Source organism: Commensalibacter papalotli (ex Botero et al. 2024), assembly GCF_947179115.1.
In the GTDB taxonomy this organism is placed as follows: Bacteria; Pseudomonadota; Alphaproteobacteria; order Acetobacterales; family Acetobacteraceae; genus Commensalibacter; species Commensalibacter papalotli.
The window spans coordinates 284,320-303,699 of record NZ_CAMXCI010000002.1 but is presented as its reverse complement, the minus strand read 5'-3'; the positions used below and the strand labels follow the sequence as shown (position 1 = coordinate 303,699).

Here is a 19,380-nt window from a genome sequence, read left to right as displayed (position 1 = left end):
GTACTTTGATGTTATAATAATTCAGTGTTTAAACTCGCAAAGTTATCGTAATGACAAAGACTATACTCATTTCAGAGCCATTAACTGTCAAACAACTGATTAACAGTTTTGACTGGAATAACACTTCTTTGGGTGATCCAGATTCTTGGTCACCAAACTTGCAAGCCTTATTATCCTTGATTTTAAATACATCCTTACCAATGGTCATTTATTGGGGAAAGCAAAATATTGCTTTATATAATGATGCCTATGCAAAACTGATTGGCGTCAAACACCCTGCTTTACTTGGAAGACCATTAATTCAAATGTGGCCTGAACGTAAAGCACATTTCAATCAAATTGTTAGTGCTATTTATCAAAAAGAAACCATTCGTTACACTACGGATTATCAAATTCCAGGAACACAAAACCCTAATTCTATACAAACACAAATCGAAGTAGCATTTAGCCCTATTCTGGATAAAAATAACCAAGTGCAGGGAATGTTAAGTATAATCACACAGACACATGAAGCAAATCTTTCCCCTGCACAAACAATAGAACAACTTATTGGGGGATTAGCCCATGATTTTAATACATTACTGGCTGGAATTATTGGTAATCTAGAGCTTATGCAAATGCGCATCAAGCAAAATAAACTTGATATGTTACCCCGTTACATTGAAGCCGCACAAAAAGCCACAACACAAGCTACAGATATTACACATCAGCTCCTTTCTTTTTCCAGAAGGCAAACGCTTGTCCCACATGTCATTGATCCAAACCACACAATACAGGCTTTACTCGACAGTTTTAATAATCTTATTAAAGAAGATAATATTAAACAAACAATCAATATACAAATACAACTTGAACCCGAAATTTGGTCTATATTCTGTGATCCAGAACATTTAAAAAATGCTATTTTACATATTTTTAAAAATTCCTGCGAAGCTATTCACGCTTCAAATGGAACAATTTTAATTAAAACACAAAATATAACAATTACGTCTGCTCATCATTTGCGTAAATTTATTAAGCCTAATGATTATATTGTTATTACTATTCAAGATAATGGTACAGGGATGTCCCCTGATATGATCAGCAGAGCCACTGATCCATTCTTTACAACAAAACCCTTGGGAAAACGTGCTGGACTTGGATTATCTATGGCTTATGGTTTTACAAAACAATCCAGTGGACATTTAACCATTGATTCCGACCCAAAAACAGGAACAATTGTCAGCCTGTTTTTGCCGCGTTATTACCGCCCTTTAATTATTCAAAAACTCTATAATAACCCTGCAAAAACCAATACTCTTAAAACATTATTAATTTCACAAGATAATCATTTATGTATGTTGCTAAGTGAAAACCTAGAAAATCTAGGCTATTCAATGACAATCGCACAAACTGAAAAAGAAACTTTTACTTTATTAAAAAGCTGCAATAATTTTTGTTTTATTGCTGTTGATACACGCTTGCTATCTGACGCACAAACAAATTTCTTGTCCGCTATTAATGAAAATTATCCCGATCTTCCTATTTTATTTATTACAGGATATGAGGAAACACCAATTATGTTAAAATCATTTATTAAAGAACAAAGTTTTGTTATTCGCAAACCAATAACCCATACAATGATTGCGGATTCTATTAAAGCAATCGAGGATTCCAAACAGGCGAATGCAAAAAGAGAGGAGTAGCCCCTCTCTTTTTTAATCTGGTTAATTAATTGATATCAATAACACGAATAAGATTTGTACTGCCAGCTTGACCAAAAGGCATACCAGCAATCACAACCATATGATCACCTTTTTTCACCACTTGGTAACTTTCAACAATACGAGAAGCTTCTGATACCATATCTTCAACACTACAAGCTGGATTATCAACTGTAATAGAATGATATGGATGCACACCCCAAACCAAAGCGAGCTTTCTTGCTGAATCCATTGTAGGTGTTACGCCGAAAATTACTGAATTAGGACGTTCTCTTGACATACGTTGAGCTGTTTTTCCTCTTCTTGTAAAAGCAACAACAGCAGGTGTTTCCAAAGTATTACAAATAGTTTGAGCAGCAGCCACAATCGCATCAGCAACATTATGACGAGGCTGTTCACGAGTTGCTTCCATTAATTTACGCCACTCTTCGTCTTTTTCAACACGAGAAATAATACGATCCATAATAGCAACAGCTTCTTTTGGGTATTGACCAGCAGCACTTTCTGCAGAAAGCATCACAGCGTCCGCCCCTTCAAATACAGCTGTTGCAATATCAGAAGCCTCAGCACGTGTTGGTGTAGGAGAACTAATCATACTTTCCAACATTTGCGTTGCAACAATAACCGGTTTACCCAAACTACGTGCTTTACGAATAATTTTAATTTGAGCCAATGGCACTTCTTCAGGAGGCATTTCAACCCCAAGATCACCACGAGCAACCATAACACCATCAGTTAATTCTAAAATCGCATCGATATTTTGCATTGCTTGTGGTTTTTCCATTTTGGTCACAATCCACGCACGACCATTGGAAATATCTTTGGCTTCTTGAACATCTTCTGGACGTTGAACAAAAGAAAGTCCAATGAAATCAACCCCTAATTCCAATGCAAATTTAAGATCTTTATGATCTTTTTCAGTTAATGCAGGAATTGGTAAAATCATATCAGGAACATTAACCCCTTTATGATTAGATAAAGGACCACCAACGAGAACTTCTGTTTCTAGGAAATCTTTACCAACTTTACGAACGATCAAACATAGCTTACCATCATCAAGTAATAAACGACATCCAGGCTCTGCACTATTGATAATTTCTGGATGAGGTAAACAAACGCGCTCTTCATTTCCCAAGGTTTTATCTAAATCCAAACGGAATGTTGCGCCAGTTTTAAGGATAACTTTACCTTCTTTGAAATCACCAACGCGTAATTTTGGTCCTTGAATATCAGCAAGAACACCGATAACTTTGCCTGTCTCTTTTTCAAGTTCACGAATAATATGATAACGTGCAGCTTGCTCCTCATGAGAACCATGAGAAAAATTCAGGCGAAAAACATCCACACCAGCGATAAATAAAGTCTTAATCATTTCTTTTGTTGAAGATGCTGGTCCCAAAGTAGAAACAATCTTTGTACGACGACTTCTTAATAAATTAATTTTATCAGCCATGTATCTAATTCCTTATATATTCTAAATTAATGAATCATAGTTATTTTGTTTTTATAACAATAAACATAGATAAAAATTGATTCTCAAATAACTTAATGTGCTTCAATCACTTCTTGAGGTGTAATTCCCCAAAAACTATCTCGTGGTATCCAACCATTGTATCCTTTAATGGCAACATTGCACCACTGTGAACCTGATGGACATGATTTAATATTACCAACAACCCCTGGCTTTAAAACAGCTACAGGTGCTGCTGTATCTTTGGGTTCAGCTCTGACAATAATACTGTTTTTACCTGGCTGTATCGATTGAGCATCGGCAATATATCCAACAATACGACTGTCCATGTGTTCACTTTTCTTTTTATCTTTATCCTTGTCCTTGTTTTGGTCAGGAACTTCCTGACCAACAGACAGGGGCTCTCCTAAAATAATAAAAGAACGGCCTCCAGATAAAATAGCTTGCTGAATCCAGCCTTTCTGACCATCAGCATCTTCAACTAAACGCCAGATATCAAACTCTCTTGTGACTTTAACTGGCATATTGCGACGATGATACGTCCAAATAATTGGGTAACGTGATCCTGGCCCTGCTCGCATATTGACTTCATCTGCGCGTAGAGACAAAAAATAAGGTATGGGTTTTCCAGAAACAGCACCTTTTTCAGCAGCATCTCCCGCAGAAGGAAGAATTTGCCCATTACCACTTACCGCAGGTAAATTACCATTTTGTGGTGTTACAGCCTGAGATGATGCAGGGGCTGCAGGTATATATTGTTTTTCTTGTTGGGTTTGTGCATGTCCAGAAAAAGGAAAAGTCAAACCTCCAGCTAATAAAGCCAGTACAAAAGCTGCACCAGTTTTATATTGGGTCACAATTTTAGGTATAGAGTATTTAGAAAAACAATATTTCATACGATCCTATCTTTCACAGATATAAATTTTTTTATTTCGAAAAGTGAATAAATAATTTTATAGGCCTCTTTATTAATAATATAAAAATGATCTAATGTTAATATTACATCTTAAGATTATTTATATACACATTCCATTATCCTAGAGATCGATTTTTGTAAAAAGATTATAAATCGTATCATTTTCACCAGAATTACTATAACACTTTTGGTATATATTACTATATCATCCTTTTGATAAAATATATGCTATACCATTATACATATTCATTTTATTATATCGCCACCTTAAAAGATATAACTTTACGCTCAAGGAATACTCAATGTTTTTTTCATTTTTAAAAAAATGGAAGCTTATTTTTATACTCGCTTTTCTAGGTGGACTTTATATTGCATATCCTTATATGACATTATGGTCTATTACCAAAGCCATTGAAACGCATGATACAAAAAAATTATTAACCTATTTAGACTGGCACTCGATCAAAAACAACCTACAAACTGACCTTGCCAAAGCAATTCAAAACATCCCTTCTTCAGAGGACGATTTGCCAGATTTTGGAAATTCTTTTGCGGTCACAGCGGTTTCCAACGCTGTTGATCACAATTTGACCCCTGATAATTTAACCAAATTTATTAATCGAATCAAACAAGATGCATCTCGACAAAATATATCAACGGCTCGAGCATTATTACAATCTTTTATGGCAACTCAAATCCGTTTTTTATCCCCAACGTCATTGCGTGCAGTGATCGTAATTCCAGGAGAAGCAAAGGATGACCCAATTCAAATGACATTACGCCTTGAAGATTGGAAGTGGAAAGTAACCTCCTTTAGATTTTCAGAACAGCGTACTTTCCAACTTTTTAAACAATCAGATCAATAAAACAAAGTTATCCTAAGTCAAATCTTCTTCTAAAACAGTCAGAGAGATCGCATAAGAAACTTCGCCTTCATCTTCATCACGGTAAATCGTACCAATTGACTCTAAGGCTTTGCTATTTTGAATACATAATTCGACAGGTTGCCCAACACGTTTGGGCAAAACTACTTTCAAACAATTACTTCCTAATTTTTTTTGTAAATAACTTTCTAAGGTTTCAGCTTCTTTTGGTTGTATAGGCATCCCTATTTTACTCCTCTAATTTAGCAACAAGAAAAATGGCTTAGATTAAAAACAATCTTTTGCTAAGTTTATACCATTATTCTGCCATTTTTTAATCCAACAATTTAAATAATTTTATTATTCATGTGATTATATTGAAAAGCTTATGAAAAAACCATTATTTCACTTCGTTCGATCCATAATAATTTTGTTTCCTATAATATTCTTAATAGTTGTACTCACACATACACATTACTATACTAATCAAAATAAAAATTTTGCTGCTCATTTCTCTACTAAACAATATCAGCAAAAGCAAACTTTATCCTATAATCAACCTTACAAAACGGTAGATCAACAAACTCCACAATTAATCGCAAAGCAAATTACAAATTATTACGAGTGGAAAAACATTATTCATGAAATTTACAAAGGTAACAAAGAATGGGCTAATTTAATTCCCAATATTCTTCCTCATACCCCTACCAGACTGAAAACACAGCTAAATCATGCAATAGCACATGCGTTATTCATCAATCCTAGTATTATCTTACAAAATTTATCCTTAACTGATTCAACATTAAACAATATCGATATGATTTGTAAGGCGCCTAGCCTTGATAAAAATGAAAAACTCCATTTAGCGACTATTTTGAAATCAGTACATAATCCATCTTTTATTTATCAACAACAAAGCTGCTTACATACATTATTAGGCACCATAAAACATAAACAACCAAACTTATCTTGAATGAATTAGTTACCTTGTAGATCAATACTCTGAGAAGAATCTACTACAACCAGCTTGTCCCCTGCTAGTGGAGTTGATTGTCGTTGTCTTAACAAAACTGAGCTAAAACGCTTATCTTTGTGTGCTGCTTGATTATATAGCACGTCAATGATACCATTCTGATCAATAAATTCATTCATTTTGGTAGCAACTCTTATACAACCCTCGGACGCAGGATGCCCCAGACGTTGCTCTAAATAATCAGGATCTGTTGCATGCATTTCTAAACGAATTTGTCCTTTTTCTCTGCTTGGCAACCAACCTTTCTCTGCCCACTGCCATCCAAAATCCCAAACTCGCATTCCTTTGATACCATTACCACGAATACCATTTTTATTCTTGGTGCCCAAGGCACGATAACCAATACGCTCAATTGTATTATAAAATACACCCGTTGGTGTAATATAATAAAGCTTGCGCCCAGTATTACCCGTAGAAACCTTTCCTCCACCCAAAGCTTTCCATTCCCCCTGCCCTTTAGGCAAAGCCAAGACAAAACACAACTCTTGCACTTTGGGATTACGATCAACAACAATCAACAACTGAGCTCTTTTGACGGGAGGGCCTTTACGCTCCATTTCTTCTTTGGCAAGAGCGACCCATTTTTTATTACGCTGAGCAGAATAAATAATAGCATTCGGCACTGATTTTTTAAGCTGTGCTGTAATTTTTTCTGCCTCTTGATAGGCTTGCTCTTCAGTTAAAGAAGGTAAAGGAGGCAAGCCATGCAATTCATGATCCTTCTTAAATAAAGAAATATTTGGATCAGCATATTCATAAAAATGAACATAAGAACGATTGGCTTGCGGATCAGGAATAGAACTTTGAGGCAAACTATCTTCCAGACCTTTAATATCGTCTCTGATATCAAAAGAAGCAGGGACTGCATGCGTTTGTATTTGTGCCAAGATGGCTAATCCACCAATCATACTGACAGCAATAACACTATGCTTCATCCCTGCTTCTCCTTAAATCTATTCGGTCAAACTTTAAAAAATGTAGCTTAATAGAATGTAAAAGCAAAGAAAACAATATTCTATAAGATTACATGTGAATTGATCTTTTCTGTGTTCCCAAAGCCGCTTCTTTGATCGATTCTGTCAATGTCGGATGCGCGTGACAAGTTAACGCAATATCTTCCGCAGAAGCCCCAAAATTCATTGCCAATACAATCTCAGCAATCAATTCACTGCAATGAGGACCAATAAGATGCGCACCTAATACTTTGTTTGTACGTTTATCAGCCAAAATTTTAACAAAGCCCTCAGTTTGATTCATCGCTCTGGCACGGCCATTGGCACTAAATGGAAATTTACCAACACTATATTCAACAGATTCCGCTTTTAATACTTCCTCGGTTTTCCCGACCATCGCAATTTCTGGGTCAGTATAAACCACACCCGGAATAAGCCCATAGTCAATATGCGGTTTTTTCCCAGCCAAAAGCTCGGCAATTGCAACACCCTCTTCTTCAGCTTTATGCGCCAACATTGGGCCAGCTATAACGTCGCCAATCGCATAAATCCCAGCAATATTGGTTTGGAACTGTGCATTCGTTTGAATACGTCCTTTTTCGTCCAAAGCCACACCTAAAGCTTCTAATCCTAGCCCTTGAGTAACCGGTTTACGACCCACTGAAACCAAAACCACATCCGCAGAAAGGGTTTCTTTGTGATCACCTCCAATATTGCTGATCGTAATTTGGGACTCTTTGCCTTTTCTCTCAAGCTTTTCAACTTTATGCGCAAGTTTCAACTGCATTCCTTGCTTTTCTAAAATTTTGGCAAAACTAAGAGATACTTCTTTATCAAAACCAGGCAAAAGACGATCAAAATACTCTACAATAGTCACCTTGGCACCCAAACGATGCCATACACTGCCAAGCTCTACACCAATAACACCACCACCAATCACAACCATATGCTCTGGCACTTTTTCAAGACTCAAAGCACCAGTAGACGTAACAACGTGCTTTTCATCAACATCTACGTTAGGCAAAGATACAGATTCACTGCCTGTCGCAATAACAATGGTACGCGCTGTATGTTCTTTACCATCAATGCTTACTTGACCTGGGGCTGTAATCGTTGCAGAACCCTTTAACCATGTAATTTTGTTTTTCTTTAACAGAAATTCTATCCCAGCAACATTGGCATTAATCACAGCATCTTTATGAGATTGCATCTTGGCTAGATCAAGCTTTACATCTTTGACAATGACACCAAGATCAGCCAATCGTTTGTGCGCAGCTTCATATTGTTCAGAAGCATAAAGCAAAGCTTTGGATGGAATACATCCAACATTTAAACATGTTCCACCCAGTGTTTTCTTTTTTTCAACACAAGCCACCTTCATGCCTAACTGTGCAGCACGAATAGCCGCCACGTATCCACCAGGGCCCGCACCAATGACAATTAAATCATATTCAGCATCATTATTTTGATTTGCAGTAATAGACTCCTGCTTTACTTCAGTAACAGAGGGAACCTCTACCGCAGTATTAATAGAAGCCCCAGCTTCAGCTGTATCTCCAATCGTTACCAATAATGCACCTACCGCAACCTCATCACCAACAGCGACTTGATGCTGCCCAACGATCCCTGCAACAGGGGCTGGAACTTCAACATTCACCTTATCCGTTTCCAACTCTATCAAAGCTTCATCAGCACTGATCGACTCTCCTGGTTGCTTTAACCATTTAGAAACAACAGCAGAAGTAATACTTTCGCCTAGAACAGGAACTACGATTTTCTCAGCCATCAGGATCAATTTCCTTCTTTTACAATAAGAATAATATCGGATATATGAAATGATTAGACATCAAGTAATAAACGCTCTGGATGCTCAATTCTGTCCTTAATATGGACCAAGAAACTCACCGCCTCTTTACCATCAACAATACGATGATCATAAGAAAGTGCCAAATACATCATGGGACGAATGACCACTTGACCATTTTCAGCAATAGGGCGCTCTTTGATCGCATGCATACCCAAAATACCTGATTGAGGCATATTAATAATCGGGGTAGACATCAACGACCCATATATTCCACCATTGGTTATGGAAAAAGTACCTCCTGATAAATCATCTAACTTTAACTGATTATTTTTAGCTTTTTGCGCAAAACCAATAATATTGCTTTCGATGTCCGCAAAACTCATTTGATCAGCATCACGTAATACTGGTACAACCAAACCATTAGGGCCACCAACCGCAATTCCCATATTAACAAAATTGCGATAAATCACATCTTCCCCATCAATTTGAGCATTAATAGCTGGATATTCTTGTAAAGCAGAAATTGTTGCTTTTACGAAAAATGACATAAACCCAAGGCGCGCACCTTCGTGTTTTTTATTAAATGCATCTTTATACTGACTACGCAATTTCATAACCGCAGACATGTTCACTTCATTAAAAGTGGTCAGCATCGCTGCTGTCTCTTGGGCATCTTTTAAACGCCGTGCAATTGTACGACGTAAGCGAGTCATTTTTACACGTTCTTCACGAGGATCATCTCGACGTGTAGAAACCGCCGCAACATTTGCAACTGCTGGTTTAGAACCACCACCAGCAACAAAATTAACCACATCATCACGCGTAATACGGCCATCTTTACCTGTACCATGCCCAATCTGAGATGCTGCAATTTGTTTTTCTTCCATCATTTTACGTGCAGCAGGCATAGGTTGATGTGTTTCTGTTATCTGAGCTTCGACCTCTAAGACCTTAGGAGGTTCTACGGACTTTGGTGCTGTTGGTGCAGCCACAGGTTTAGAACCACCCGCCTCAATTGTTGTCAGTATAGCACCAACCTCTACCTCGTCTCCTTCTGAAACCAAATGATTGCCCAAAGCGCCTGCTTGGGGTGCTGCCACTTCAACACTTACCTTATCTGTTTCCAGCTCAACAACTGCTTCATCCATTTCAACATGCTCACCTGGTTGTTTCAACCATTTAGCAATTGTCGCTACAGAGATACTTTCTCCAAGTTGTGGTACTTTAATTTCTACTGACATTATTAACTTACTTTCTTATTCTGTCTTGCATAGATTTTTATCGTAACAAATTTAAGCTTTTTTATGACCTAAGGCCTCATCAATCAGAGTTTCTTGCTCTGTTTTATAAACAGAAGATAATCCTGTTGCAGGACTGGCAGCAGGCAATCTTCCTGTATATTGTACACAAGGCGATTTATGATTAAGTATTCGTAAAATTTTTTCAATTTTACGATCCACAAAATTCCATGCCCCCATATTTTCGGGCTCTTCTTGACACCAAACAATCTCAGCATTCGGATATTGTGACAAAATATCGGATAATTCACGCTCTGGGAAAGGATAAAGCTGCTCTATACGTACCAAAGCTACTTGTTCGAATTGTAGCTCACAGCGCATATCAAGACGACGCATCCATAAATCATAATAAACTTTACCCGAACATAAAACGACCCGTTTGACTTTGCTCTTATCACTAACCACTGGATCAACCTCGTTAATTACAGGCATAAAACATGTATTATCTGTAAAAGCTGATAAAGGTGATTGTGCCAATTTATGTCGTAACAAAGATTTAGGAGACATAATTACCAAAGGTTGACGATAATTGCGTTTCATCTGACGGCGTAATGCATGGAAATAATTCGCAGGCGTTGTGATATTACAAACCTGCATATTATCATCTCCACAAAGTTGTAAAAAACGTTCCAAGCGAGCAGAAGAATGCTCAGCCCCTTGCCCTTCTTGAGAGTGCGGCAATAACAATACCAGACCAGACATTTGCAACCATTTACTCTCACCTGCACTGATGAATTGATCAATGATGATCTGAGCCCCATTGGCAAAATCACCAAACTGAGCCTCCCACAGCACTAATGTATTTGGGTTGGTGCAACTATAACCATATTCAAACCCAAGTACGGCAAATTCAGAAAGAAATGAATTATAAATATCCAACTTGGCCTGTTCTGGTTGAATATGGTTTAATAAGATATAAGGTTGTTGTGTTATTTGATCAAATAATACGGCATTTCGATGACTGAAAGTGCCCCTTTGGCAATCCTGACCTGTCATACGCACAGGATGGCCTTCTATCAACAAACTACCGAATGCTAAAGCCTCACCCGTTGCCCAATCAATTCCGCCTTTACTGGCAAACATTTGTGCCTTAGCCTCTAATTGACGTATTAATTTAGGGTGACACTCAAACCCTTCTGCATAAGAAGAAAGCGCCTTACCTATTGTTTGTGCAATTTCCTCAGAAATAGCTGTAGGCGTTTCTTGACGATCTTGGCCGCGCCATTTCATTTCTCGCCATTCTGAAGTAACCCATTGCATTTCATTTACACGGTAATCTTCAGAAGCTTTATAACTTGATTGCAAATATTCTTGAAATAAATTCCAATTTTTCTCACTCTCTGATGTGACCAAAATCCCTTCACGGGCAAGCTTATCTGCATAAATTTTGTAAATTGTTTCGCGTTTACGAATAGCTTGATACATTAAAGGTTGTGTAAACGCAGGCTCGTCTGATTCATTATGACCATTCCTACGATAACAAACCAAATCAATAATAACATCTGTTGCAAATTGTGCTTGGAAATCCACCGCTAATTGCATCACCTTGACAACTGCCTCTGGATCATCCCCATTCACATGAATAATCGGTGCACGCGCTACTTTACCAACATCAGTGCCATAATATCCTGAGAACGCAACATCAGGTTGTGTTGTAAACCCAATTTGGTTATTCGTGACAACGTGAATTGTTCCACCCGTTTCATAACCTGGCAATTGGGACATTGCCAAAATCTCATATACGACCCCTTGTCCAGCAAAAGCCGCATCACCATGCAAAAGAACAGCTAAATGTTTTTGATGATCACGATCTTGCTCTGCTCGAACTTGCCCTTCGACAACCGCACCAACAGCTTCAAGATGAGATGGATTAAAAGCTAATGAAAGCTCCACCTCTTTTCCTGCCACTTCCACTTTTTTACGATAGCCCAGATGATACTTCACATCCGCTGCACCAGGGATTCCATCTGGTTTATAAGAACCACCCGAAAACTCATGGAACAAAGCAACAAAAGGCTTACCGATCACATTGGTTAATACATTTAATCGTCCACGATGAGCCATTCCCATAGCAATTGATTTTACATCATATTGCGTAACGGCCTGGCGAATTAAGGCATGCAATGCAGGAATCGTTACTTCACCACCATCAAGACCAAAACGCTTTACCCCCACATATCTTTTTTGGCAAAATGCCTCAAACCCCACCGCTTCGGTAAGTTGTTGTAAGATTCTTTTCTTATCATCACTAACCAGCGTAACAGAACCGAGTTTCTCTATTTTTTGTTTTAACCATTGACGCTGCTCATTATCTTGCAAATACATATATTCCCAAGCAATAGAACGACAATATACTTTCTGTAATCCTGCAATAATTTCACGTAACGGATGAATCTCTTTAGATAAAAAAGGAGCCGCATTATTCCCTATAAAAATAAGGCGGTTCATATCTTGAGCAGTAAAACCATATCTTTGAGGATCCAGCTCTACAACCAAAGGTCTTTGTTCAAGTTGTAAAGGGTCAAGTTGTGCATATTGATGTCCAAAAACACGATAAGCATTAATCAACTGTATAGCACGTATACTATCATATGCGGCTTGAGTGATCTGTCCTTTTATAGATTTCTCGGTTTTAGGAGCATCAGTATTAACAGCTTCATCTCCTTCAATCTCAACTTCGGTCAAAGGACGTGGAGACCAAGAAGCCCCTCTGGCATCTTTTGTGATAATATGTTGGGCATCATCCATTGCCACAAACAATTCAGAAAATGAAGGATCAACACTGTGAGGGTCTTCTACCCACTGTGCATACAAATCCGCAAGATAGGCACTGTTCGATCCGCTGAACACACTTGCAATATGATCTTTCATCGCCATCTTTTTTCTTCCTTACTTTAAGCTTTTATCAACCGCTTATATACCTCATTATAATGAACAAGGTAATAATAGTTAGCGGCCCCGCATTGTAATTCCCCAGTTTTGTCCCTGCATTTCATTCAAGCGGGAAATTGTACGCTCAAAAAAAGCTCTGCGATCTTCTTTACGATAAATCTCTTCTAAGTCAGCTTCTGCAGAAACATATAATTTAACATTTTGCTCATATAACACGTCAATTAACATCGTAAAACGCTCTATAACGTTCATATTTTCAGGATTGAACTGTGGAATATCATCTAAAATAATTGTTTTAAAGCGTTGAGCAAGAACCAAATAATCCCCAACACCCAAGGCAACATCACATAAATCTTGGAATGAAAACCGTGCCACAACCCCGCAGGCACAAGGAACATGAAGTGCTCTACCCATAACCATTAAGGTTTCTTCTTTGACGGGCCGACCATGAGTTTCATTTAAAAACACATGATCTAAACGTTCTTTATTTTCTTGATTACAAGGCACCAACCAACGCTTTTCATCCTCGGGACGACCCAGACGATAATCTTGAGCTGCATTCAGTTCTATCTGAGTCATTTGTTGAGATAACACTTTTATAAAGGGTTTAAACGCATCAGACCCAGGTCTATTTTGAAAAAGCCCCTCTATTTTTACATTAGAGGTCGCAACAACCACAACACCTAGTGCAAAAAGTTGCTCAAATAAACGCCCTAATAAAACCGCATCCGCAATATCATTAATTTGAAACTCATCAAAACAAAGTAACCATGCTTTTTGCGCCAACTCTTTGGCTAAATCAGGAATTGGATCGCCCCCTTTTCCCGATTGTTGTTTTAACGTATGAAATCTTTTGTAAGTGTCTTGCATAAAGATATGAAAATGAGTTCTAAGTTTATGCTGAACTGGAACCTGCTCATAAAAAAGATCCATCAACATAGACTTACCCCGCCCAACAGAACCTACCAAATAAATCCCTTTTGGAGGGGGAAGAGGCTTTTGCCATAGACTTTTAAAAGAGCCAAACATACCTCCACTAGAATGCACTGATGGTTGATACGTGGCTAATGATTTACATAACTGATCCAATAACATAACAACATTTTGTTGCGCATTATCTTGTTTTAAAATTCCTGCCTTTACTCTTGCCTGATAAACATTGCTTGGCAAATTCATACGCTACTCTTTATATTCTTAGGTCAAAACTCGTTAAACTTTGTCTTTTCCTTTTTAAAGGGAACTATAAAAATTCATAGTTTTTTTTGCATATCTCCTACAATCGTGATCTATTTTTATGAATTTGGTTTTCTTCGTTTACATCCAAAAATAAACAGGTAAAGTATTAAATTCCGTTTTAAAATTTAAGAACCTAAATCTAAGGATAAAAGAACTATGGGTTATCGCGTAGCCGTTATGGGCGCCACAGGAGCTGTTGGCAGAGAAATTTTAAAAATTCTTGCTGAACGGGACTTTCCAATTGATGATATTGCAGCGCTTGCCTCTCCTCGTTCTACTGGCAAAGAAATTTCTTTTGGCGATAAAAAAGTTCTTAAGATTCAAAATCTTGAAACCTTTGACTTTAAGGGATGGGATTTCGTATTAGCTTCTGCTGGAGCCTCTGTTTCAGCCATTTATGCACCCAAAGCTGCTGAAGCTGGATGTATTGTCGTTGATAACACCTCTTATTTCCGTATGGAACCCGATGTTCCTTTGGTGGTTCCAGAGGTCAATCCAGAAGCTTTAAAAAAAGCAAAACGGAATATTATTGCGAATCCCAACTGCTCTACCATTCAAATGGTAGTGGCATTAAAACCTTTACATGAGCTTTTTAAAATCAAAAGAGTCGTGGTCTCTACTTATCAAGCAACAGGTGGTGCAGGTAAAAAAGGGATGGATGAGCTCTTTAATCAAACCAAAGCTTCTTTAATTGGAGAAAGCATTACACGCGGTAATTTTACCAAACAAATCGCATTTAACTGTATTCCTCATATTGATAAATTTATGGATGATGGGTTTACCAAAGAAGAATGGAAAATGACAGTTGAGACCAGAAAAATTCTGGATCCAGATATTGCTGTTGTTGCAACCTGTGTTCGTGTTCCCGTTTTCATTGGTCATGGTGAAGCAATCACCATTGAGTGTGAGCGCCCTGTTGATCTTGAAAAAGCGCGCAAAGCACTGCGTAATGCTGATGGTGTAATTTTGTACGATGAACGCCAAGATGAAGGCTATGTTACCCAAATCGAAGCTGCTGGTGAAGACGCATCTTATGTTTCCAGATTACGCGTTGATCCAACCGTTCCTAATGGTTTAGCTTTTTGGTGCGTATCCGATAACCTTCGTAAAGGGGCTGCGTTAAATACTGTGCAAATTGCAGAATCAATGGTTGAACAGAATTTAGTTTCCAAAAAATAATTACTCCTCAGAAGTTTATAGATTAATTAAAGGCGAGTTTATTCTCGCCTTTTTTACTGTCTAATTAGTCTGAAAACCATCTATAGCTAGCATATATTTTTATAATTATATAAAAATTATTTTGTGCTGGAATATGAGTCACTGAACTATTTATATTATAAATTACATTGTTTGTTGGTTCATGTTTTAAAAATAACTGCTCAATTACCTGCAATGCTTCCTCATCAGATTATTGAACAATAACAGTCACATCATCAAATAAATTAGATAAAACTCAAATAATATCTTTCATGCAAGAAATTATCATTTTTTGATCAAAAAAACCTGTTTCTCCTAATTAATTGACTAGACCGATTTAATTACGCGGTATACTTTGGCATCAAAATAGTTTTTCTCGGCACCATGTCGAAAATGATACATTAGGAATTAATTATGTCGGATATACGCGAAACTTTTTATGTTGGCCATACCAGCGACGGCTCTCTTAAAAAACGACCTATGTCACCACATTTGCAAGTTTACAAACCAATCCCGTCAATGACACTGTCTATTTTAAATCGTGTCACAGGGGCTGCCTTATCTTTTGGATCAGCCATTATGGTTGTATGGCTGGCTTCTGCTGCTAAGGGGCCTAAACCCTTTAAAAAAGTTCAAAAACTAACAGGCAGTTTTCCTGGGCAACTGGTTCTTTTTGGTTTTTCTGTTTCATTCTTTTTGCACTTTATCCGAGGCATCCGTCATCTAGTTTGGGATAGCACTGCTAAACGTTTGGAAAAAGAAGAAATTAACAAAGACAGTAAAATAGATATTATCAGCATTACTGCGTTAACCCTTGGGTTATGGACCATTATTATAGGCAAGCGTTTACGTAAAAAGAAAAAGTAATAAATTCTTTAATTATATTATCACTCAACATCCATAATTCTTTAATTTATTACTTATTTTCTTAGGAGAAAATATTAGTGACTAATTCTTTCGATCACCCAAAAATTTTACGCTCGAACTTAGGTCGTATGCGCCAACTAGGTGCCAGCCACCATATTGTTGAGCATTGGAAAGCAGAACGCCTTACCGCTATTGGCAGTGCACCTTTGTCCATTTGGTTTGTCATTCAAATGTTAAGACTAGCTGATGCAGACCATAAAACTGTTGTGCAATGGGCTGGTAAACCTGTTAATACTGTTCTTTTACTTTCTTTGATGATCTTAACCTTTCATCATATGCAAATGGGTTTACAAGTCATCACCAGCGACTATTCTCGTGGTAAAAACAAAACTATCCTTGACTTAATTATCAAAGGCGGAACTTTCTTTTTGGGGTTATTATCCGTTATTTCCATTCTAAAGCTTGCTTTGGCCCCTGCAAAAAAATAATCAAAAAAATAAAAGAAACAGGATATATTAAATAATGAATACCATAACCTTACCTTCACAACGCAGTTATCGCATTGTTGATCATGCATATGACGTTATTGTTGTTGGCGCTGGTGGCTCTGGACTTCGTGCTACACTAGGAATGGGTGCTGCTGGGCTGAAAACTGCTTGTATTACCAAAGTTTTCCCGACACGCAGCCATACAACTGCTGCCCAAGGGGGAATTGCTGCATCTTTGGGAAATATGGCAGAGGATCATTGGCAATGGCATATGTATGATACCATCAAAGGATCAGACTGGCTGGGCGACCAAGACGCTATTGAATATTTGTGCCGCGAGGCGGTTCCTGCTGTTTATGAACTTGAACATATGGGAGTTCCTTTTACCCGCACCGAAGACGGAAGAATTTATCAACGTCCTTTTGGTGGGCATATGCGCGATTTCGGTAAAGAGCCTGTGCAACGTGCTTGTGCTGCCGCAGATAGAACAGGGCATGCAATTTTACACACTTTATACCAACAAAGCTTAAAACACGATGTTGAATTCTTTATTGAGTATTTTGCCATTGATTTAATTATGGATGACAAAGGGGCTTGTAAAGGCGTTATGGCTTGGTGCCTTGATGATGGCACTATGCACCGTTTCCGTGCTAATCTCGTTGTGCTTGCCACAGGTGGTTATGGACGTGCTTTTCAATCTTGTACTTCTGCGCATACTTGTACTGGTGACGGTAATGCAATGGCAATGCGCGCTGGCATTCCAACTCAAGATATGGAATTCGTACAATTCCATCCAACAGGTATTTTCCCAGCAGGTTGTCTATTAACCGAAGGTTGTCGTGGTGAAGGTGGATATCTGACCAACTCTGAAGGTGAACGTTTCATGGAACGCTATGCTCCACACGCCAAAGATCTTGCTTCTCGTGATGTTGTATCTCGAGCTATGATCGTTGAAATTAACGAGGGGCGTGGTTGTGGTCCAAATAAAGACCATATTATGCTGCATTTGGAGCATCTTGGTGCTGATATTTTACATGAACGCCTACCTAGTATCGTTGAAACGTCGAAAGTTTTTGCTGGGATTGATGTAACCAAAGATCCTGTTCCTGTATTACCAACCGTACATTATAATATGGGCGGAATTCCAACCAATATCCATGCCGAAGTTATCCGCCCAACCAAAGAGAATCCTGATGCAACAGTTCCAGGCCTAATGGCCGTTGGTGAAGCTGCCTGCGTTTCGGTTCATGGTGCAAACCGTCTTGGGACAAACTCTTTGCTTGATTTGATCGTATTCGGTCGTGCTGCTGCATTACGTGCCAAAGAAATCGTAAAACCAAATAGCCATATTGCTCCATTACCCGAAAAAGCTGGTGAAGACGCAATCGCACGTTTAGATGCGCTTCGATATGCCAAAGGCAATACCAGAGTGGCACAAATGCGCGATTCATTACAACGCACTATGCAACGCCATGCAGCTGTTTTCCGTAATAATGAAAACCTCAAAGGCGGTGTTGAGAAAATCGAAAAACTTTGGCCTGAGCTTGCTGATATTTCTGTTGCAGATGAATCATTAATTTGGAATACAGATTTAATGGAGGCGCTTGAATTCGAAAACCTTCTAGCCAATGCAACCGTAACCATGGTCAGTGCTGAAGCTCGCAAAGAAAGCCGTGGTGCGCACGCTCATGATGATTATGAAGAACGTGATGACAAAGATTGGTTAAAACACACTGTTTCTTTCCTTAATAACAAGGGTGAAGTTTCCTTAAGCTATCGTCCTGTTCATATGAACACACTGACGGATGAGGTTCAAACCTTTCCACCAAAAAAACGGGTATATTAAGATAAAGAAAGGCTAAAAAATTATGGTTGAATTAAGATTACCTCAAAATAGCCGTATTGGTGTTGGTAAAACTTTCCACGCGGCGCCTGATGCAAAAAATGTTAAACGGTTTAAAATCTATCGTTGGAGTCCTGACGATGATCGTAATCCTGTTACAGATACTTATGAAGTTGATTTAGATAAAATCGGCCCTATGGTATTGGATGCACTGATTTATATCAAAAATGAAATTGACCCCACTCTATCATTCCGCCGTTCTTGTCGCGAAGGGGTTTGTGGTTCATGTGCAATGAATATTGACGGGCATAACACGCTGGCATGTTTGAAATATATCAAAGATATTAACTCTGACGTGCCAATTTATCCTTTGCCTCATATGCCTGTAGTCAAAGATCTTATCCCGGATCTTAGTGGCCCCTATGCGCAATTACGCGAAATCGATCCTTGGTTAAAAGCAGATACGCCTCCTCCACCTGATAAAGAGCGTTTGCAAAGTGAAGATGAACGCAAAAAGCTTGATGGTCTTTATGAATGCGTTTTATGTTTTTGTTGTTCAACATCCTGCCCATCTTATTGGTGGAATGGTGACAAGTATTTAGGCCCAGCAGTTTTATTGGCTGCCATGCGTTGGGTTTCAGATAGCCGTGATGAATACGCTGGAGAGCGTCTAAGTGAGTTAGAAGATTCTATGCGTTTATATGCTTGTCGTACAATTATGAACTGTACACAAACCTGTCCAAAAGGATTAAACCCTGCAAAAGCAATTGCTGAGTTAAAGCATTTACAGGTTGAACGTAAGATGTAAATCCT

General features: G+C 38.3%; 16 protein-coding genes. 8 read left to right on the top strand and 8 right to left on the bottom strand.

Features of this window, described 5'->3' with window-relative positions:
- Nucleotides 1-50 precede the first annotated feature (50 nt).
- Nucleotides 51-1,685 (top strand): PAS domain-containing sensor histidine kinase, encoded by a 1,635-nt coding sequence (locus QMN76_RS06645; RefSeq protein ID WP_282023962.1) that lies wholly within the window; start codon nucleotides 51-53, stop codon nucleotides 1,683-1,685.
- Nucleotides 1,686-1,710: 25 nt separating this feature from the next.
- Here the strand turns inward: QMN76_RS06645 and pyk are convergent, their stop codons facing one another.
- The gene (pyk, locus tag QMN76_RS06640; RefSeq protein WP_034339396.1) at nucleotides 1,711-3,156 is read right to left on the bottom strand and encodes a pyruvate kinase; all 1,446 of its coding nucleotides are present in this window, start codon (nucleotides 3,154-3,156) and stop codon (nucleotides 1,711-1,713) included.
- A 92-nt stretch (nucleotides 3,157-3,248) separates the two neighbouring features.
- Nucleotides 3,249-4,070, bottom strand: coding sequence for an SH3 domain-containing protein (locus QMN76_RS06635; RefSeq protein ID WP_051462005.1), 822 nt, complete (start codon nucleotides 4,068-4,070; stop codon nucleotides 3,249-3,251).
- A 322-nt stretch (nucleotides 4,071-4,392) separates the two neighbouring features.
- Here QMN76_RS06635 and QMN76_RS06630 point away from each other — a divergent pair, with 322 nt between their 5' ends.
- On the top strand, nucleotides 4,393-4,956 hold the full coding sequence (locus QMN76_RS06630; protein ID WP_282023966.1) for a DUF2939 domain-containing protein: 564 nt from the start codon (nucleotides 4,393-4,395) through the stop codon (nucleotides 4,954-4,956).
- A 12-nt stretch (nucleotides 4,957-4,968) separates the two neighbouring features.
- Here QMN76_RS06630 and QMN76_RS06625 read toward each other — a convergent pair whose 3' ends face one another.
- Nucleotides 4,969-5,196 carry a DUF3126 family protein gene (locus QMN76_RS06625; RefSeq protein ID WP_034339400.1) on the bottom strand — a complete coding sequence of 76 codons (228 nt, stop codon included), beginning with the start codon at nucleotides 5,194-5,196 and terminating at the stop codon, nucleotides 4,969-4,971.
- A gap of 187 nt (nucleotides 5,197-5,383) precedes the next feature.
- On the opposite strand from QMN76_RS06625, the gene QMN76_RS06620 reads away from it, so the two are divergent.
- Nucleotides 5,384-5,926 carry a hypothetical protein gene (locus tag QMN76_RS06620; protein WP_152534194.1) on the top strand — a complete coding sequence of 181 codons (543 nt, stop codon included), beginning with the start codon at nucleotides 5,384-5,386 and terminating at the stop codon, nucleotides 5,924-5,926.
- A gap of 5 nt (nucleotides 5,927-5,931) precedes the next feature.
- Here the strand turns inward: QMN76_RS06620 and QMN76_RS06615 are convergent, their stop codons facing one another.
- The 5 genes from QMN76_RS06615 to zapE all read right to left on the bottom strand — a co-directional run bounded on the left by QMN76_RS06615 (nucleotide 5,932) and on the right by zapE (nucleotide 14,112).
- Complete coding sequence (locus QMN76_RS06615) at nucleotides 5,932-6,921, bottom strand: L,D-transpeptidase (RefSeq protein WP_282065871.1); 990 nt, start codon at nucleotides 6,919-6,921, stop codon at nucleotides 5,932-5,934.
- An 88-nt stretch (nucleotides 6,922-7,009) separates the two neighbouring features.
- On the bottom strand, nucleotides 7,010-8,725 hold the full coding sequence (gene lpdA, locus QMN76_RS06610) for a dihydrolipoyl dehydrogenase (RefSeq protein ID WP_282065870.1): 1,716 nt from the start codon (nucleotides 8,723-8,725) through the stop codon (nucleotides 7,010-7,012).
- A gap of 53 nt (nucleotides 8,726-8,778) precedes the next feature.
- Nucleotides 8,779-9,987 (bottom strand): 2-oxoglutarate dehydrogenase complex dihydrolipoyllysine-residue succinyltransferase, encoded by a 1,209-nt coding sequence (gene odhB, locus QMN76_RS06605; RefSeq protein ID WP_282023970.1) that lies wholly within the window; start codon nucleotides 9,985-9,987, stop codon nucleotides 8,779-8,781.
- A gap of 51 nt (nucleotides 9,988-10,038) precedes the next feature.
- On the bottom strand, nucleotides 10,039-12,921 hold the full coding sequence (locus QMN76_RS06600; RefSeq protein WP_282023972.1) for a 2-oxoglutarate dehydrogenase E1 component: 2,883 nt from the start codon (nucleotides 12,919-12,921) through the stop codon (nucleotides 10,039-10,041).
- 72 nt (nucleotides 12,922-12,993) lie between these two features.
- Complete coding sequence (gene zapE / locus QMN76_RS06595; RefSeq protein ID WP_282023974.1) at nucleotides 12,994-14,112, bottom strand: cell division protein ZapE; 1,119 nt, start codon at nucleotides 14,110-14,112, stop codon at nucleotides 12,994-12,996.
- A 216-nt stretch (nucleotides 14,113-14,328) separates the two neighbouring features.
- Here zapE and QMN76_RS06590 point away from each other — a divergent pair, with 216 nt between their 5' ends.
- From QMN76_RS06590 to QMN76_RS06570, 5 genes are all read left to right on the top strand, one after another.
- Nucleotides 14,329-15,351, top strand: a complete 1,023-nt coding sequence (locus tag QMN76_RS06590; protein WP_034339421.1) for an aspartate-semialdehyde dehydrogenase — start codon at nucleotides 14,329-14,331, stop codon at nucleotides 15,349-15,351.
- Between the two features lie 432 nt (nucleotides 15,352-15,783).
- The gene (gene sdhC, locus QMN76_RS06585; RefSeq protein ID WP_282065863.1) at nucleotides 15,784-16,236 is read left to right on the top strand and encodes a succinate dehydrogenase, cytochrome b556 subunit; all 453 of its coding nucleotides are present in this window, start codon (nucleotides 15,784-15,786) and stop codon (nucleotides 16,234-16,236) included.
- A gap of 77 nt (nucleotides 16,237-16,313) precedes the next feature.
- On the top strand, nucleotides 16,314-16,724 hold the full coding sequence (gene sdhD / locus QMN76_RS06580; protein WP_034339427.1) for a succinate dehydrogenase, hydrophobic membrane anchor protein: 411 nt from the start codon (nucleotides 16,314-16,316) through the stop codon (nucleotides 16,722-16,724).
- Nucleotides 16,725-16,758: 34 nt separating this feature from the next.
- Nucleotides 16,759-18,570 carry a succinate dehydrogenase flavoprotein subunit gene (sdhA, locus tag QMN76_RS06575; protein WP_034339430.1) on the top strand — a complete coding sequence of 604 codons (1,812 nt, stop codon included), beginning with the start codon at nucleotides 16,759-16,761 and terminating at the stop codon, nucleotides 18,568-18,570.
- Between the two features lie 22 nt (nucleotides 18,571-18,592).
- Nucleotides 18,593-19,375: a succinate dehydrogenase iron-sulfur subunit gene (locus QMN76_RS06570; RefSeq protein WP_034339433.1), complete on the top strand. Its 783-nt coding sequence runs from the start codon at nucleotides 18,593-18,595 to the stop codon at nucleotides 19,373-19,375.
- The last annotated feature ends 5 nt before the right edge of the window (nucleotides 19,376-19,380 follow it).

Bases quoted from the DNA above. Each gene is read 5' to 3' on its own strand.
- QMN76_RS06645 (WP_282023962.1), top strand. From the start codon at position 51: ATGACAAAGACTATACTCATTTCAGAGCCATTAACTGTCAAACAACTG.
- pyk (WP_034339396.1), bottom strand. From the start codon at position 3,156: ATGGCTGATAAAATTAATTTATTAAGAAGTCGTCGTACAAAGATTGTT.
- QMN76_RS06635 (WP_051462005.1), bottom strand. From the start codon at position 4,070: ATGAAATATTGTTTTTCTAAATACTCTATACCTAAAATTGTGACCCAA.
- QMN76_RS06630 (WP_282023966.1), top strand. From the start codon at position 4,393: ATGTTTTTTTCATTTTTAAAAAAATGGAAGCTTATTTTTATACTCGCT.
- QMN76_RS06625 (WP_034339400.1), bottom strand. From the start codon at position 5,196: ATGCCTATACAACCAAAAGAAGCTGAAACCTTAGAAAGTTATTTACAA.
- QMN76_RS06615 (WP_282065871.1), bottom strand. From the start codon at position 6,921: ATGAAGCATAGTGTTATTGCTGTCAGTATGATTGGTGGATTAGCCATC.
- lpdA (WP_282065870.1), bottom strand. From the start codon at position 8,725: ATGGCTGAGAAAATCGTAGTTCCTGTTCTAGGCGAAAGTATTACTTCT.
- odhB (WP_282023970.1), bottom strand. From the start codon at position 9,987: ATGTCAGTAGAAATTAAAGTACCACAACTTGGAGAAAGTATCTCTGTA.
- QMN76_RS06600 (WP_282023972.1), bottom strand. From the start codon at position 12,921: ATGGCGATGAAAGATCATATTGCAAGTGTGTTCAGCGGATCGAACAGT.
- zapE (WP_282023974.1), bottom strand. From the start codon at position 14,112: ATGAATTTGCCAAGCAATGTTTATCAGGCAAGAGTAAAGGCAGGAATT.
- QMN76_RS06590 (WP_034339421.1), top strand. From the start codon at position 14,329: ATGGGTTATCGCGTAGCCGTTATGGGCGCCACAGGAGCTGTTGGCAGA.
- sdhC (WP_282065863.1), top strand. From the start codon at position 15,784: ATGTCGGATATACGCGAAACTTTTTATGTTGGCCATACCAGCGACGGC.
- sdhA (WP_034339430.1), top strand. From the start codon at position 16,759: ATGAATACCATAACCTTACCTTCACAACGCAGTTATCGCATTGTTGAT.
- QMN76_RS06570 (WP_034339433.1), top strand. From the start codon at position 18,593: ATGGTTGAATTAAGATTACCTCAAAATAGCCGTATTGGTGTTGGTAAA.